11 protein-coding genes are annotated in these 18,466 nt (G+C 38.9%); 10 read left to right on the top strand and 1 reads right to left on the bottom strand.

Annotation, left to right across the window (positions count from 1 at the left end; all coding sequences use genetic code 11):
• Positions 1-72: 72 nt before the first annotated feature.
• Positions 73-1,905: an alkaline phosphatase gene (locus tag N0B48_RS10175; protein ID WP_259838701.1), complete on the bottom strand. Its 1,833-nt coding sequence runs from the start codon at positions 1,903-1,905 to the stop codon at positions 73-75.
• Between the two features lie 387 nt (positions 1,906-2,292).
• On the opposite strand from N0B48_RS10175, the gene N0B48_RS10170 reads away from it, so the two are divergent.
• The 10 genes from N0B48_RS10170 to N0B48_RS10125 all read left to right on the top strand — a co-directional run bounded on the left by N0B48_RS10170 (position 2,293) and on the right by N0B48_RS10125 (position 18,235).
• Positions 2,293-3,081 (top strand): SDR family oxidoreductase, encoded by a 789-nt coding sequence (locus N0B48_RS10170; RefSeq protein ID WP_259838700.1) that lies wholly within the window; start codon positions 2,293-2,295, stop codon positions 3,079-3,081.
• Between the two features lie 119 nt (positions 3,082-3,200).
• On the top strand, positions 3,201-4,805 hold the full coding sequence (locus N0B48_RS10165) for a BamA/TamA family outer membrane protein (protein WP_259838699.1): 1,605 nt from the start codon (positions 3,201-3,203) through the stop codon (positions 4,803-4,805).
• 754 nt (positions 4,806-5,559) lie between these two features.
• Positions 5,560-8,706: a SusC/RagA family TonB-linked outer membrane protein gene (locus N0B48_RS10160; RefSeq protein ID WP_259838698.1), complete on the top strand. Its 3,147-nt coding sequence runs from the start codon at positions 5,560-5,562 to the stop codon at positions 8,704-8,706.
• Between the two features lie 19 nt (positions 8,707-8,725).
• Positions 8,726-10,261 carry a SusD/RagB family nutrient-binding outer membrane lipoprotein gene (locus N0B48_RS10155; RefSeq protein ID WP_259838697.1) on the top strand — a complete coding sequence of 512 codons (1,536 nt, stop codon included), beginning with the start codon at positions 8,726-8,728 and terminating at the stop codon, positions 10,259-10,261.
• Between the two features lie 81 nt (positions 10,262-10,342).
• Positions 10,343-12,685, top strand: a complete 2,343-nt coding sequence (locus tag N0B48_RS10150) for a phosphocholine-specific phospholipase C (RefSeq protein ID WP_259838696.1) — start codon at positions 10,343-10,345, stop codon at positions 12,683-12,685.
• Between the two features lie 223 nt (positions 12,686-12,908).
• Positions 12,909-13,487 (top strand): hypothetical protein, encoded by a 579-nt coding sequence (locus N0B48_RS10145; protein WP_259838695.1) that lies wholly within the window; start codon positions 12,909-12,911, stop codon positions 13,485-13,487.
• Between the two features lie 98 nt (positions 13,488-13,585).
• On the top strand, positions 13,586-14,386 hold the full coding sequence (locus N0B48_RS10140; protein WP_259838694.1) for a WxL protein host-binding domain-containing protein: 801 nt from the start codon (positions 13,586-13,588) through the stop codon (positions 14,384-14,386).
• Positions 14,379-17,135, top strand: coding sequence for a COG1470 family protein (locus N0B48_RS10135; RefSeq protein WP_259838693.1), 2,757 nt, complete (start codon positions 14,379-14,381; stop codon positions 17,133-17,135). The genes N0B48_RS10140 and N0B48_RS10135 overlap by 8 nt, the downstream gene beginning before the upstream one ends.
• A complete protein-coding gene (locus tag N0B48_RS10130) occupies positions 17,132-17,656 on the top strand; it encodes a hypothetical protein (protein WP_259838692.1) in 525 nt (174 codons plus the stop codon). The genes N0B48_RS10135 and N0B48_RS10130 overlap by 4 nt, the downstream gene beginning before the upstream one ends.
• A 9-nt stretch (positions 17,657-17,665) precedes the next feature.
• Positions 17,666-18,235 carry a hypothetical protein gene (locus N0B48_RS10125; protein ID WP_259838691.1) on the top strand — a complete coding sequence of 190 codons (570 nt, stop codon included), beginning with the start codon at positions 17,666-17,668 and terminating at the stop codon, positions 18,233-18,235.
• Positions 18,236-18,466: the final 231 nt, after the last annotated feature.

Raw genomic sequence — 18,466 nt, 5'->3', positions numbered from 1 at the left:
AAAAATCCTGCTCATTTCTTTTTTACGTTGTCCATAGAGTTATCCACAGAGTTATCCACAATTTATGAATAGCTATTTACTTCGGATTCCGTACGCTTCCAGTATTTTATTAAAGATCTCCGTGTTTTCAAACAGCCCTGTGAATTCCTGAGAATGGGGACCATAAGCAAATACACTCGATGGAATTGACGTATGATCATTGGTACTGAAATTTCCGAAAACCCAGCCCTCTTTAAGACTTCCATCCAAAAGCGTCAGACCTCCGGTTTCATGATCTCCTACGACGATCACCAGCGTTTCTTTATTTTCATCCGCAAATTTCATCGCTTTTCCTACTACATGATCGAAATCCAGCAATTCGGTCACCAGCTGCTCCAGGTTATTGCTGTGTCCACCACCATCTGTCTGCGACGCTTCGACCATCATAAAGAACCCTTTTTTGTTTTCCTTTAAATCATTTATGGTAAGATCAAAAGCATCAGCCAGCCAGTTTCCTCTTCCGCTGCTTATTCTCTGTGAAGCTAAAGGATCAATCACCAACGTACGGCTGTTTATTTTACCAACTGATTTCAGATCCTGGTAGAAATCAATCCTGGCATCTTTGATCTTTTGCACATTCTCCTGGCTCAATCCGCCGGTAGGTCCTCCGATTAAAATTTTCGTTTTAGAACTGACAAAATCTTTCAGAATAGGTTCTGAGCTGTTCCTGTTGTCTGAATGGGCATAGAAATCCGCCGGAGTGGCATCGGTAACATCTCCTGTAGAAATTAAGCCGGAAACCATTCCTTTACTGGCAATAATATCGGGGATTTGCGCCAAAGCCTTCCCCTGATCATCTACTCCTACAAAAGTATTTTTGGTTTTAACGCCTGTAGCAAATGCCGTTGATCCCGGCGCGGAATCTGTGATGTAGGCATTCGAAGAATTGGTTTTGGATAACCCGGTGGATTTCATATTGAAAACATTCAGCTTTCCTTTATTGGCCGTAAAAGCAGCATAGTATTGAGGAAGAGAAGTTCCGTCCGGAATCAGGAGAATAACGTTTTTAACTTTCTTATCGGTTTTATCTGTTTTATAGGTCGGATTGTAGACCTCATACTCCTTTGTATTCTTATAAAAATTCTTAGGAATGGTATTGATGAACTTTTTAAGATCAGGAATATGATCGGTATTGATATAATCCACATCAAGATCCATCAGATTTACCCAGGCATTGGTAAAATCAGGGGCTCCGTAGAATCGGACAGGCTTTTGCTGAGCATGTGCCTTTTCTACAGATTTTCTGATCTTTTCCGTTTCTTCATCCCTTGGAATTCCTTTTCCGTTCCATTGAACAAGATTCTGAAAGTCTGCACTGAACAAGCCAATCCTTTTCAACTGATCGGTGGTATAATTTGTATCAAGGTCTCCATCAAACCAGAGATAATTTGGATAGTTTTTAAAATCTCCCGGCTGAGGTCTTCCGCCAGTGATCACAATTTTAATTCCGGGACAACCCGTAATTTCAGGATACTTCTTCAAAACACCCACCAAAGCACTCAGAGACGTTTTATAATCCTGTTTGATATCGATAAGCAGTTGAAGCTTTTTATTACCATCAGAATAAATATTTCCTTTATTCAATTTGATCTGTTTCGATATCGGATCAAGGTAAAGGTTTTCAAGTGTTCGGTTTGGTAACAGCTCTTTTTCCGTATGAGCAACCCACAACTTCCCTTTGACAAGAAAAACATCCGCTTCAATAGAACCAAAGTTGGCATAGTATGCCTGCCAGAAAGGAATTTCCTGCTGATAATCATTATGCGAATGGGCATTTCCTACGGTATACTTCAGATAATTTTGTGCCTGGTTTTGGGTAAACAGACCAAAAGCCAGTACTGCTGCTATTTTTTTTGATAATTTCATAATACGTTCGGACAAAATTAGGAAAGCTCTCTTGTCCGCTCCATTAAGGTTTTCTTATCTTTTTATTAATAAATAGTATCTTAAAAATAGTTCATTAAAAGCTAAATGTAATTGTCTGATTTCAAAACACATCACATTTAAACTAATAATTTAGTTTAATAAATCATGATGTATAGAATTCTTTTCTGAAAGATTCAGGCTGATATAGGGAGATGATCTCCTAATGATATTCATTCCGAACGATTTTAAGCCGCAAATAAATCACAGAGTTCATTTTTCTTTTTTTACATTTGCTGAAAATACGGTTTAGGCTGAGACAGTTGATAAAAAACGGTTCACCCGCATCCGGAACAAAAAGTAAAAGTCTAAAAAATTATAAACAATTCAATGACGATCATCATCACTGGAACCTCATCAGGAATAGGTTTTGTACTGGCTGAATATTTTGGAAAGAAAGGGCATCAAGTATACGGTTTAAGCCGAAAACATACAGAAAGCCAGTATTTCAGGTCTATCCCGACTGATGTTACTGATAACGCTGCCGTTCAGAATGCTATCGCTGAAATTTTAAAAACAGAATCAAGAATCGATGTCCTGATCAATAATGCAGGAATGGGAATGGTGGGCGCTGTGGAAGATTCTACCAAGGAAGATATTTTAAAACTCTTCAACCTGAATCTTGTAGGTCCTGTCCAGATGATGAGCGCCGTTCTTCCGAAAATGCGTGAAAATAAATTCGGAAAAATCATTAATATTTCGAGTATCGGAAGTGAAATGGGACTTCCTTTCCGTGGTTTTTATTCTGCTTCAAAATCTGCTCTGGATAAAGTAACGGAAGCGATGAGGTATGAAGTTTATCCGTGGAATATTGATGTCTGCTCGCTGCATCTTGGTGATATCAAAACAAATATTGCAGAGAACAGGGTAAGAACGGAAGTTTCCGCGCCTTATAAAAGTGTATTCGATAAAGTCTATGCTTTGATGAATTCCCATGTGGGCGACGGAACTGAGCCTCTTGAGGTCGCTACTTACGTTGAAAATCTTCTGAATAAAAATAAATGGAAAGCCCATTATTATTTTGGTAAATTCGGGCAGAAGATCGGGGTTCCTTTGAAATGGATCCTTCCTCAGGGAACGTATGAAAATCTGATGAAGAAGTATAATAAACTGGACTAAATTCTGTTATTTAAAAAAATTATTTAATATAGGTTTGAACCATTAAGATTTATTAAAAGTTAAGAATGAGCTTGAATTAATTCTTACAATATCAGTTAATGGTTTAGATAAATTGAGCATTGAAGTTATTTCTAAAAATATTTTTTATCCTGTTCTGCGTTTTTGTACAAGCGCAGAAGAAACAGTATTGGCTCATCGATACGGAAACGAAGGTCAGAAAAAAAGTAAAAGATTCCGTTTCAGCAGTGAAATTTCTGGATTCCCTGTCTCAGAGCAATTATTTTTTCACCAAACTGAATGACGTAAAAATAAAAGGTGACAGCACAGAAATTTTCTTCGACAAAGGAAAAAACTTCAACGAAACGTATGTAGAACTTTCTGATTCTATTACCCAGAGATTAAAAATCCAGAAAGATTTTTTCACCAAAAATTTAGATTCCACAAAGAAAAGCATCAGTAAAAAATACATTGATGACGGTTATTCTTTCAGCCGGCTAAAATCTAAATATAAAGGTCAGAAAAACGGATATCCCATCATAGAGCTTGACATCAACAAGAATGATAAGCGGACCATTGATGGTTTTGTCGTCAAAGGTTATGAAAGGGTTCCGAAAAGGTTTATGAAAAACCTGGACAAAGAATTCAAAGGGAAAACCTACGATGACAAAAATTTGCTGGCCATCAGTAAAAATTTTCAGAACCACGCTTTTGTTACACTCGAAAGACCACCTCAAACGTTATTCACCAAAGATTCCACAAGCATTTATCTGTTTATGGAAAAGAAAAAAACGAATACTTTTGACGGGGTGATCGGTTTCGGGAATGACAAAACGGAGAAATTCACCCTAAATGGAACCCTGAATGTAAATTTCAGGAATATGTTCAACAGTTTTGAAACCGTCAATCTTTACTGGCAGAGAAACCCGGATAAAGGGCAGACTTTTGACCTTCAGACTGATATTCCCTATTTGTTTAAATCTAATGTAGGAATGAACCTGAAAGTTAATATTTTCAGACAGGATTCTACTTTCGCCAACGTAAAATTCCTTCCGGCTTTCTATTATCACATCAACAACCGGAATAAAATCGGACTTCGAGGGACTTTGGAAACATCGAGTATCATTGATGCGCTTTATGTTCAGGGGAAAGATTATAATAAAAAAGGTCTCGGGATCTGGTATGAAATGACTGAACCCACAGATATTGACCTTTTCCTGTACAAAACAAGAATCAATGCGGGATACGATTATCTGACAACGATCTACTCCAAAGATAATATTAAGGCCAACCAGAACCAATTCTATTTCTTTGGGGAACATAATTATCATATTTCCGGCAACCATTTTCTTAATATCAAAGGGGAAGGAGCGATGATGGATTCAAAGGTTGAGTTTTCCGCGAATGAATTGTACCGTTTCGGGGGCTGGAATTCTATGCGGGGCTTCAATGAGAAATCCCTCAGCGCTGATTTTTATTATTACGCAGGTTTAGAATACCGCTATCTCATTGGAAATCAAGCTTTTTTTGACTTCTTCGGACAATACGGACAGCTCAATAATAAATCTTTAAATGTAAAGCCTAAGCTCTACAGTGTCGGGCTTGGATTTAACTTTTTTATCCCGATCGGGCTGATGAGTTTCCAGCTTTCGAATGGTAATGAGTTCGGGAATCCTTTTAAATTTAATGACATCAAGATTCACTGGGGTATCCTGAGTAGATTCTAGGACCATATTTTTCATCCACATTTTTTCCACATGCATCTTTGCAATAACTTTTTAACGCAAAGCTTTATTGCTATATGCACTAGTTTCAAGGTGAGCAAAGAGATGTGGCTGCGCCACTGAATAGAAGACGTTTTATCCATACGCTTCATCGAATCAATTTTAATTGATTCTCTTCTTTGCACTCCTAGAATATGAAGAATGATATTCAAACTTTACGTGGTAAGTTCGCAATTATAAATTCTCTTTAAATTCCAAATAAAAATATTCAGTTAAATTATTGGAAAAAAGATAGGTTTTGCGCTGATACTTTGATATCGTTTTAAACGTTTGATAATCGCAAGGATAAACAAAGGTTTCTTGAAATGACACAAAACTGATAAAGATAAACAAAGGCATTTCATTTAACAAAAGTAAAACAAAACATCAAAAATTTTGGGACTTTAATTTATTCTAAAAATCGTATTTCGGAAATAAGTGAAACGCCTTTGTTTATCTTATTTTAAAGTATTTAAAGTCAATTCTTTGTTTTTCTTTGTGTTAAAAAAAATTACATCTACTTCATCTTTGGAAAAATTATGCTTTTATAAGCGATATAATATATAGTAAAATAAAAGGAAATATTAAATAACCCGAACATTTTCAGTTTTATTATTATGTTAAATGTGTCTGTTAAAAAATATTAAAAACGTATTTTTATTTTAATACCACATTAAAGTACTGGTAACACTGCACCGCTAAATTTGTCCTCAAAAAAATGAAGAAGACTTTAGCTACTTTTGCTGTTTTTTTACTCCCCCTTTATCTTACTGCCCAAGAAATTAACATTTCCGGAAATGTAAAATCCGAAAACGGCTCCATCGTTCCCGGAGTAAACATTACCGACAAAAACACCGGAAAAACTACGGTGACCGATGAAAACGGTAATTTTACGATCTCAGCCAACCCAAAAGATCTCCTTGAGTTTTATGCTCCTGATTTTTCCATGTACACGGTGGAAGTTTCTTCAAAAAGACAATATTCTGTTGTTTTGACTAAAGCCAATGAAAAACAGATCGAAGGGGTCGTTATTACAGCTTTGGGTATCGCCAAAAAGAAGGAAAAAATAGGGTACTCTACTCAGGAAGTGGGTACCAAACAGTTTGAAACCATCACCACTCCAAGTATAGGAAACCTGTTCTCCGGACAGGTGGCAGGTCTGAATGTTTCAAATCCTACCGGAATGCAGCAGGCTCCACAATTTACACTGAGAGGAAATTCCAATCTGGTTTTCGTTATCGACGGGGTGATTGTAGAAAAAGAAGTGTTTCAGAATCTGGATCCTAATAATATAGCCAACATCAATGTTCTGAAAGGAGCAACAGCCTCTGCCCTATATGGTTCCAGAGGAAGGTACGGAGCTGTTTTGATCACGACGAAAAGTGCAAAGAAGAACGGTTTCTCTGTAGAATTTTCACAAAATACAATGGTGACCACCGGATTCACGAATCTTCCCAAAACCCAAACGGAATACGGAAACGGCTCGCACGGAAAGTACGAATTCTGGGATGGAGCCGACGGCGGTGTGAATGATGGTGATATGATCTGGGGACCCAAATTTGTTCCGGGACAGCAAATTGCCCAATGGAACAGCCCGATCAGAGATAAGCTGACCGGACAAGTAACGCCATGGTACGGTGCGGTAAACGGAACGCAGTACAATGATAAATCAAGATATGAAAGAGTTCCGATCGACTGGAAATATCACGATAATTTAAATACATTTTTAAAGCCGGCCGTCATCAACAATAACAGTTTCGCGATCAGCTACAAAAATAATAAGGACATCTACAGACTCTCCGGAAATTTCATGAATTATGACGACAGAGTTCCCGGTTCTTACTTGCAGCGTTACGGTGTCAATTTCTCTTCTGAAAATCATTTAGGTGAAAAGCTGACTCTGGATACCAAATTCAATTTCAATCAGACTTTTACACCTAATATTCCTAACTACGACTACAACCCAAGCGGTCATATGTATACCATCCTGATCTGGATGGGAGCGGATGTAGATGGAAGAGATCTTAAAAACCACATGTGGATTCCCGGAAAAGAAGGTACTGCACAGGCCAACTGGAATTATGCCTGGTACAACAATCCATGGTTCGGGGCTGAGTATTATAAAAATAAAAACAGAACCAATGTGATCAATGCGCAGACCGGTTTGGAATATAAAGCCACCGAAGATTTCTCCGTAAAAGGTAAGATTTCCATGGTTGAAAATCATAACGAACAGAAAATATTAAGTCCATATTCTTACTTCAACTACAGTGCGCCAAGAAGCGGCGGTTATCTTCTGAACGATACCAAAACATGGAATCTGAATTCTGATGTACTGGCTACCTACAAGAAAAAAATATCCGATAATTTTGACTTCACCATCAATGCCGGAGGTTCTACATTTTACTATAAAAACAATATAGACAACGCTTCAACAGACGGATTGAAGATCCCTGAGCTGTATTCATTGGAAAACTCCACAGGTGCTGTAAAATACTATGATTATCTTAAAGAAAAACTGATCTACAGTGCTTATTCAACGATCGATATCGGATTGTATGATGCCTTTTTCATCAACGTTTCCGGACGTAATGACTGGTCTTCCACACTTCCGAAGGCCAACAGATCTTACTTCTATCCTTCCGCGTCAGTAAGTGCACTGATTTCAAATTTAGTGAAAATGCCGGAAGCCGTGAGTCTTCTAAAGCTATCAGCTTCATGGGCTAAGGTAGCATATGATTTCAAACCATACTCAACCCGAAATTATTATTTTAACAATAAAGGAGCTACGTTTAACGGAAACCCGATGTTCAATTATCCTACGATCCTGAACGTTGAAAACTCTTTAAAACCGGAACAGACCAACTCTTATGAACTTGGATTGAGTGCCGGGTTATTTAAGAACAGACTTACCTTGGATGTCACGTATTTCAGAACGCTGGACTATAATAATATCCTTGAATTCCCAACTGCCCCGTCATCCGGATTCACTTCTCAATATGTGAACGGTAACGAATACACGACAAAAGGTCTGGAGATCTCTTTAGGCCTGGTTCCCGTAAAAACAGCCAATTTCACATGGAGGTCTTTAATTAACTGGAGCACGTATGAGCAGAAACTGACTTCTATCTATGACAACAGGTCGAACTACAACAACATCAAGGTCGGTGAAAGAATGGACAGTTTCTATGATTATACGTGGAAGAAATCTCCGGACGGAAAAGTAGTGTTGGATGCTAAAACAGGAATGCCAACAAGAGCAGATGCACCAAGCAACCTGGGTCATTTCAATCCTGACTGGACTTTTGGTTTCAACAACACCTTCAAATATAAAAAGTTCTCACTGAACATCGGAATCGACGGAAGCATAGGCGGTGTCATGAGATCTCAGGTGGTAGAAAAAATGTGGTGGGGCGGAAAACATCCGAACTCAACGGCTTACAGAGATCTTGAATATGCGAATCCGGGAACGTATTATTTCGTGCCGGACGGGGTCAACTACAACGCAACTACCGGAATGTACACTCCCCATACGAAGCCTATCAGCTTCCAGGACTGGGCACAGAACTATCCTTACCAGGCAAGGGTAACAGAAGACGAAAGTGAATTATTCGCGAATGTTTTCGACAGAACCTTTATCAAGCTGAGATCTGTAGTGCTGGAATATGACTTCTCTTATCTTCTTAATCCGAAAGGAATGATCAAGAACTTCACGGCCAATATTTCTGCATACAATCTGGCGATGTGGAAAAAGTCGAAAAACCTTTATTCTGATCCTGACTACCAGATCGGTTCCAAAGACGTGAATGATATCCAGGATCCTTCCAGCAGATGGATCGGAATCGGATTTAATCTTAAATTTTAATTAATAAGTATCCTGAACAATGAAAAATAATATCAATATAATAGCGAAACCGCAAAACGGTACAACCGCAAAATGGCTCAGAAGATTCAGTATAAAATCGGCTGCTTTTGCAGGACTCTTGCTATTGGCTTCATGCGAATCTGATCTTGACAAAATCAATGAGAACCCCAATGATCAGCCTACAGCAGATCCCAAAGTTCTTTTAACCTATGTTTCCAAAAATACTTTTCAGGTGAATGGTGACAATATGTATGCTTCCAGAATGATGATCGGGACAGACGGTGAAAATGTCTATCAGTACATGAAATGGAATGATGATACTTTCGAGCCCTATACCAAAAGTCTTCTGAATGTAGGGAAAATGATGGACGAAGCCGCGAAGATCAACAATAAGAACTACGTTGCCATCGGTAAATTCTACAGAGCGTATCATTTTTTTAATTTAAGTTTAAAATTCGGAAGCATTCCTTACACGGAAGCGGTGAAAGGTGAATCAGGAATTATCCAGCCGAAATATGACAGCCAGGAAACCGTGATGGCCGGAATTTTATCAGAATTGAAAGAAGCCAATGATCTGATCAATACCACCGATAAAATAGAAGGTGACATCATTTACAACGGTGATGCGACCAAATGGAAAAAGCTGATCAATTCTTTCAGACTGAAGATTTTAATCACCATGTCTAAAAAAATGACCCTGGGAAGTTACAGTGTAACCTCTGAATTTGCTTCTATTGCGAACAATCAGCCTTTAATGACTTCTATTTCAGATAACGGAGAACTTAAATTTGCCGATGCTGCAGACAGCAGATATACCATGTTCAACAGCAGTGGTTACGGGTCAAGTTTATACATGGCCAATTATTTTATCAATCTGTTTAAACTGAGACAGGATCCGCGTCTTTTCACATTTGCTGCACAAACTACAGGCGCCAAAGAAGCCGGAAAACCTGTTACAGATTTCACAGGATATAACGGTGGAGATCCCAATTCTTCCTATTCTGACAACGCCGCGTTGATCACTGCAAAAAATATTTCGAAAGTCAACGACCGTTTTTATAAAGATGCGACCAATGAGCCTTCTTCCATATTAAGCTATTCCGAACTTGAATTTATTCTTGCAGAAGCTGCCAGCAGAGGATGGATTTCCGGATCTGCAAAAACGCATTATGACAATGCCATTAAAGCCAGTTTCAGCTTCTATCAGACCTATGTGAAAAATCCGGGACAATATTTTTCAGGATTTGATGTGAATCAATATCTTGCATCGCCACTGGTGGTTTACAGTGATTCTGATCTGCTGGAAAAACGTCTGGAAAAAATCATGACTCAGAAATATATGACTATGTTTCACCAGAGCCAATGGACTTCCTACTATGATTATCTGAGAACAGGATATCCCGAATATCCACTGAAAGACGGAGTTTCTGCTCCATTTAGATTCAGATATCCGCAGGCTGAATACAACTACAACAGTACCAATCTGAAAGCTGCAGTGACGGCTCAATACGGAGGAAATGACAACATCCGTTCTAAACCATGGTGGCTTCAGTAAGAATCTAAAATTTATATAAAAACAGATCAACCGCAGGAAAATCCTTTTTAACTTGCGGTTTATTTCTTATTTTGATTGAACATGAACAGAAGAGAATTTTTAGAAAAATCGAGCCTTTTGATGGCCGGACTGGGAACTTCAAGCGTTCTTCATCCCGCTATTTTAAAAGCACTGGCCATTGAGCCTGCAGCACTGTCTACTTTTTATGATGCAGAACATGTCGTGATCCTGATGCAGGAAAACCGTTCTTTTGACCATGCTTTCGGAGCATTAAAAGGTGTAAGGGGATTTTTAGACCAAAGAGCTTTCGTGAAACAGGACGGACATTCGGTTTTCTTTCAAAAAGATGATTCCGGAAAATATGCTTCCCCTGCCAGACTGGATCTCAGAAATACAAAATCCACATGGATGAGCTCTCTGCCTCACTCCTGGTCTGATCAGCAGAAAGCCTTAAATAAAAGAAAATATGATCAGTGGCTTCAGTTTAAAGCCTCGGGAAATAAAGACTATAAAAATATTCCGCTTACATTGGGTTACTATAACAGGGAAGATCTTCCTTTTTATTATCAGCTGGCGGATGCATTTACTATTTTTGATCAATACTTTTGTTCATCACTGACAGGAACAACTCCTAACAGACTTTTCCACTGGTCCGGAACATTAAGAGAACAGCAAAACGGAAAAGTAAAAGCTAATGTTTACAATGAAAATATTGATTATGACAAAGCAAAACAGGCGCACTGGAAAAGCTTTCCTGAAATTTTAGAGGAACAGAATGTGTCCTGGAAGATGTATCAGAACGAGATCAGTCTTCCAAAAGGAATGTCCGGTGAGCAGGAAGCCTGGCTGAGCAATTTTACGGATAATCCAATTGAATGGTTCTCCAAATTCAATGTGAAATTTTCAAAAGGTTATCATCAGAATATTCCTAAGATCATCGCTTACCTGAAAGAAGAGATGGCCAAAAAACCGGATCAGAAGAAAAGATTTGAAACACTGATCGCTGAACTTGAAGAAGATCAGACCCAATATACTCCTGAAAATTACAATAAGCTTTCGCAGAAGGAAAAAAATCTGCACGAAAAAGCATTCACCACCAATATCGATGATCCCGACTACTGGAATCTGGAAACAGGACAAGATGAAAACGGAGAAAAGCTAGTCGTTCCTAAGGGCGATGTACTGTTCCAGTTCCGGAAAGATGTGGAAGAGAAAAAACTTCCGTTGGTTTCCTGGCTCGTGGCTCCCGAACATTTTTCGGATCACCCGGGATCGCCTTGGTACGGTGCATGGTATATTTCAGAGGTTTTAAATATTCTGACCAAAGATCCTGAAACCTGGAAAAAGACTATTTTCATTATTAATTACGATGAGAACGACGGTTATTTCGATCATGTTCTTCCGTTTGCTCCGCCAGTTAATCCAAGCCAGCCGGTTGATCTGAACGGTAAAGAAGGAGTGGAATATGTGGATAAATCCCAGGAATACATGTTTGTCCTTCCGTTGAAAGACCATGAAAGAATAGAAGGAACGGTTGGTTTGGGCTACAGAGTTCCGATGATCATTGCATCACCTTGGACGAAAGGAGGTTTTGTGAATTCAGAAGTGTCGGATCATACTTCCGTGCTGCAGTTTCTGGAGAAATTTATTCAGAAAAAATTCAGTAAAGACGTCAAGGTTGACAATATCAGTGACTGGAGAAGAGCGGTTTGCGGGGACCTGACTTCTGCCTTTAATTCTTCCAACACCAAAGCTCCCCAGATGGATTATCTGGACCAGAAAGATTATACAAAGACCATCAATGCTGCCAAAAGCAAGCCAGTTCCCAATTTGAAATGGTATGCTGAAAATGAAATCAATGACGGTCAGCTTGAAATTCAGGAGAGAGGAAGTAAGCCTTCCAACCCGCTTCCTTATCATTTCCATGTCAATCTGGACAACGGAAAAATCAAAATGACGAATTTAAGGGAAGCCGGAGTTCCTTTGCTACTATATGACAGAACAAAATTTAACAGCAACGATTATCATTTTTCATATGCATTGTATTCAAAACAGGAACTCTCTCATGCAGTGAATCCCGGAACCTATGATTATGAAGTCTTTGGGCCTAATGGTTTCTTCCGGAAATTCAGCGGAAATAATACGCCAGAAATAGAAGTACAGCTGATCAACAGCGGTTCAAAAAATGAAGCAGAGCTGATTTTCAAAAAGAAAAAAGGTGCCATTTCGGTTATTCTAGAAGATCTCTATGATAAAACGAAGAAGACCGTTTCTGTGCATCAGCCTGAAGAAAAAATAAAAATTGACCTCAGTAAAAATAAAGGCTGGTATGATATAAAAGTAAGATCAGACGGTCATATCTGGCATTTTGCAGGAAGAGTGGAAACCGGGAAAGTTTCTATTTCAGACCCACACTGGGCATAATCCAGAGGTTAATAAAAAAATAAAAGCCTTGCACCGATCGTGTAAGGCTTTCCTTATGATTACGATCATAGCTTAATATACTGGTTTTATATAATTTGCATATAAACATTATAACACATAATGCAATACTGTAAAAGAATGTATAATAATATTTAAAAAACCAGATTTTATCGCTATTATTTGCTGATTTTTATTAAATTCACTTAACTAATTAACAAACATCATGAAAAAATTAAACCTAAGCCTTGCAGTATGCTTTCTTGCCGCCGCATTTTCCAGCGGATTACAGGCACAAGACACCAATACTGACAATCACACGATCACAATTTCCATTCCTGAAGTTGCACTGGTAGACATAGAACCTGCTGCAACCAAAAACATTACTCTGGGATTTACAGCACCTACAGAAGCAGGTAACCCCGTGACAGCCAGTACGTCCAACAATACACTTTGGCTGAATTATTCATCCATCAAATCTGTGGCAGACCCAACCCGTAATGTTTCCGTGAAAGTCAATGCTCTTATTCCGGGAATCGATATCCACGTGACGGCAGCAGCTGCTACAGGAAGTGGAGCGGGTACATTGGGTACACCGGCGGCTCAGATCACATTGAGTGCAGCGGATCAAACTATTATTTCAGGAATCGGAAGTGCTTATACCGGAAACGGAGCCAATAACGGACATAATCTTACGTATGCTCTGGCAGCAGGAAGCGGCCCTGGTGGTGTAGCTGTGTACGCAGATCTACAGGCAACGGCTACTACTGTGGCTACAGTTACCTACACGATCTCGGACAACTAGTTTTTATTCTCAATTTTAAGCAATACAAGAAGAAACTGCCCGACGGTTTCTTCCAGGTTTTATATGGTCTGCGATTTAATTCCAAACTTTACATGATTATGATGAAGCGTATTTTTCTTTTGATGTTTATGATGATGCAGTTTAGCTTTTTATATGCGGGTATCGTCGTTCTGAATGGTCTTACCCATGCCTATAAAGTAGAAAACGGAAAAGTATACAAAGGAAAAGTGGAGATCGAAAATACGGGCAGTAAACCTCAGAACGTAAAATTATTTTTACAGGACTTTACTTATCATGCGGACGGATCCATCAATTATACTACGGTTCATACGAATAACAGAACGAATGGTGACTGGATCAAACTCAATACGAACCTGATCACGTTGAAGGGAAAGGAAAAAACTGAAGTATTTTATGAAATTACGGTTCCCAATCAATCGGTAGACCCGGGAAGTTATTGGAGTGTGATTATCGTTGAACCTGTAGAAGATATAAGACCAAGCGATGATAAAGCGGGTGTTAATATCACTTCTGTCGTACGCTATGCCATTCAGGTCATCACTGATTATCAAACAGAGAAAGCCAAACCGGACCTTAAATTTGAAAGTGTAAAAATTGAGAAGGAAGAAGGAAAACATATCGCAAAAATAGCCATCGCCAACAACGGCAATCTGTATTGTAAACCGACTGCCTCAATAGAAATCTACAACCGGAAAACCGGAGAACGCATCGGAAGCTATACGAGCATTGCGATGGGATTATTACCACAGACCTCCAAATCATTCTACATTGATATCAGCAAAGTTCCGGCAGACCAGTACAAAGCGGTCATTATAGCCACAGATGAAGATGAAAATGCCTTTGCGCTCAATGTGGAATTAGAAGTAAAGAATGATTAAAACTTGGATTTTATATATCGTCCTGTTATCACTATTCCCGGTACTTATTTTTTCTCAACACCAGTCAAGTCAATTGGCCAGTAAAAAAGATAGTCTAATGCCGGGAATGTCTACTTCTATTTCCTTTGCGCTGGAAAATAATTCGGATGAAAATAAAACCTACGATCTTACTGTTACGGCTTCGAGTCCGTTTCTTACCCCAATTTTAGCCAAAGGAGAACTTAAAATCTCAGCTCACGAGAAAACAGTTTATCTTGTTCCTATCCGTATTTCGGCGGAGGCAGCACAAGGACTTTACTCTGTAATTCTGCATGGAACTGCCCAATATGACGGTACTACTTTCACCAAAACTTCAAAAGTTATCATTTCCGGAAGCCGAAAACTCAGCCTCACTGCATTAAATTCACCGGAGCTTATCCGGGCTGGCGAAACAATTCAGGCTTCTTTTCTTTTAAAAAACAATGGAAATATCACCGAAACTCTGATTTTGGAAAGCAAAAATGCCGTAGTAAATCATGATGCCTCCATCACATTAGGACCCAACGAATCAAAAGTAATTGGCATTTATAAGCTTACCAATGCAGAAATTGGTCAGAATGAATTTCAGAATCTGAACCTGTCTGTGTATTCTCAGGATAATCCAAAGGAAAATCAAACGGCTTATGTAAGTGTAAAAATTATATCGGTAAAACCTGTGGAAGACGATATTTATCACCGGCTTCCTGTTTCCGCTTCTATGTCTTTTATCGGAATGAAGAATATGGGTATTTATCAGGATGGATTTCAGGGAGAAATATACGGTAAAGGAACTCTGGACAAAGACAATAAAAACCAGATTGAATTTCATGCGGTGTCAAAAAACCCTGTTGAATTCAATTCTTTTACTCAGTACGAAGAGTATTTCATCAATTATAAAAGAGAGAATTTTTTTGTCCATCTCGGTGACAAAACCTATTCTGCTTCTTATTTAACGGAGTTTGCAAGATACGGCCGTGGGGCAGAAATCCGTTATGACTTCAAAAAAGTTAGTCTGGGTGGTTTTTACAATCATCCGCGGTTTTTCAGGGATATCAAAGATGAATTTAATATTTATTCAACCTTTAAAATCAGAAAAGAATCAGAGATCACTGCGGGATATCTTTATAAAATTCCGAGGAAAGGTGAAATGAATTTCGGCAATATCAGACTGGATTCTGAGGCTCACCTTCCCTACACAACAGGAAAATTCAGGATCTCAAAAAACATTGTTCTTTCCGGAGAAGCTGCATTCAGTAAGACTGAGCAGATGGAAGGAACGGCTTATATGGCGCAGGCCCAGGCCACTTATGAAAGGTTTAACGGTAATCTGATGTATATGCGCGCAAGTCCAAAGTTTGCGGGATATTTCACTAATACCAGCACATTTAACGGAAGTCTTCAGTACAGGATTTCTAAAAAGCTGAATGTCTTTGGAAATTATCTCCAGGATGCAAAGAATTTCCAGCGGGATACATTATTCTATGCAGCACCTTACAGAAGTTTTCTACAGTATGGAATTCAGTACAAATACATTCCAAGCGGCCTGATTACTTTGTATAATGGTTTTCAGAAGTACCAAGACCGTCTGGAACCGAAACAGTTTGATTATTATGAAAAGTATTTTAAAGTGAGTATTGATCAGCAGATCGGAATGTTTCAGGTGAATCTCCAGGGACAGTTTGGGAAAACGAATAATTACCTGAGCGGTTTTAATGGAAATTCAAGTTTTTATACTACTAATATATCTTTTGAAAAATTTAAAACCTCTTTCAATGTTTATGCAAGTTATGCGATTACCTCAAGGTATCAGCTGCAGAATGACAAACAGGTTTATTATGGGGCAAGAATCTTCAGCAGGTTTTCAGATAAAACCAGTCTGAGTATTTTTTATCAGAATAATTATATGCCTGAGGAATATTTCAGAGACCGGAATCTTTTTGAGGTTCTGTTTCATCAACAACTTTTCAAGGGTAGTGAGCTTGATCTGTCAGGAAGATATTCTTTGCAGCGGGGCGAGCTTGGTGATAAGGATTTTATATTTTCATTGCGCTATACGCTTCGCCTTAATGTTCCTGTTCAAAAAACCGCGGAATACACTTCTTTATCAGGAAACATAGGCAATCTGGGTGTAAAGAAGACCGAAGGCATCAGATTGATTCTCGGCAATCATTTATCCATTACGGACAAGGATGGAAATTACCTGTTTAAAAATATTGTTCCCGGAGACTATTTTCTGGAGATAGACCGATCTACCGCTGATATTAATGATATTACAAATATCTCTTTACCGGCTTCACTACATCTTACCGGCAAACAGAATATATTCAACTTTGGATTAACCAGAGCGTCTACCATTAAAGGAAGTATCGAACTTATTGAAAATGATGATAAGGAGTCGTACAGTTTCGCGCAGTTTTCGCCTAAAACAGAGAAAAAGAAAAGGCAAAGCATCATTATTGAAGCATCAAACGGTGAACAGACGTACCGGAAAATAGCATTTATCGGTGAAAAATTTGACTTCACGTATCTGCGCCCCGGAGAGTGGAAAATTAAATTGTACAGGAACGGTCTTGACAAGCGATATAAAATAGCAACGGATTCTTTTCAGTACAGCCTTAAGCCGTCGGAAACACAGAACATAGCTATCCGTATCGTAAAACAGCAGAGTGAAATTAAATACCAGCAGGAAATGATCAAAGTAGGTTATAATGAATTAAAAAAGAAAAAATGAAATTGAAGCAACATATAATAACTGTGGTTTTTGGTCTCATATCCGGCACAACATTCTCACAAACCACCGTGCCTATAACCCTTCCCGTAGTCACACTGATGGATATAGAACCTACAGGAAACTTTACATTGAATTTTACAGCTCCAACAGAAGCCGGACAGGCTGTAACGGTTCCGGCAGCCAATACCACAAAATGGGTCAATTATACTTCGGCTATTGCATCGGGAGGACTTACCAGAAGAATTACGGCATCTATCAATACGCCCATCGCCGGAATTAATATACGAGTACAGGCAGCTGCAGCCTCTGGAGCTGGTGGAGGGACTTTGGGTACATCTTCAGGTTTGGTTACCCTCAGTACAACGGCTACTACTATTATTACAGGAATAGGGGGTGCATTTACCGGAAATGGTGCTAATAATGGGCACATGCTTACGATCAGCCTTGCGATTAGTTCTTATGCTAATCTTTCAGCCAACACAAATACTCCTGTTATCATCACCTATACCATCACAGAATAAAATTTGAAAATGAAAATCAATAGTCGCCTTCTCCGGAATATACTTTTAAAAAAATACCTGTATTTCATTCCGATAATAATGGGTAGTTATCTGGAAGCTCAAACAGTAGTTCCCAGCGGAAGTGGCTGGACCGTAAGTGTGCCCGCTATTACCGAAGCAGGGAATAACTATGGAGGGACTTATTCAAGTGCTACTAATGCAATTATACTATCAGGTACCATGCCAGGATCTTTCCTTAATCTTCTCGCCAATGGAGCTGCCAGGATCAGTGTACGCTATAATCCTACAACCTGGAATAATACTCTGCATCTTTACGCAAAAAGAAGTGGTGGAACGGCTACTATTAGTGGACTTTGTCTTGCTTGTACTGCAACTGTCAATGGAGGAACAACATATATAGAAATACTGCAGTCCGCCGACACCGCATTTTGCACTATAAACTTTTCCGGACTTTTAGGATTGGGTAATAGCGTATCTTATTCTGGAATTAATGTACAATTGCAAATGACAGGTGTTTCTGTAGTAATCCCTGCAGCAGCATATAGCTCACAACTCGTTTTCACCATAGGCCCAAACTAAAAAAGTCCCGCACATTTCTGTATAGGACCTTGCTTATTGCTTATTGCTTATTGCTTATTGCTTATTGCTTATTGCTTATTGCTTATTGCTTATTGCTTATTGCTTATTGCAAAGGTAGTTGATTTAATATGGGTATAAACGAAAAAAGTCTCACACAAAACTGTATGAGACTTTTTAATAAAAACTGGCGGCGGCCTACTCTCCCGCTTTCGCAGTACCATCGGCGCTGGT

Source organism: Chryseobacterium herbae, assembly GCF_025154075.1.
GTDB classification, from domain to species: Bacteria; Bacteroidota; Bacteroidia; order Flavobacteriales; family Weeksellaceae; genus Chryseobacterium; species Chryseobacterium herbae.
This window is presented reverse-complemented; position numbering and strand designations above follow the sequence as displayed.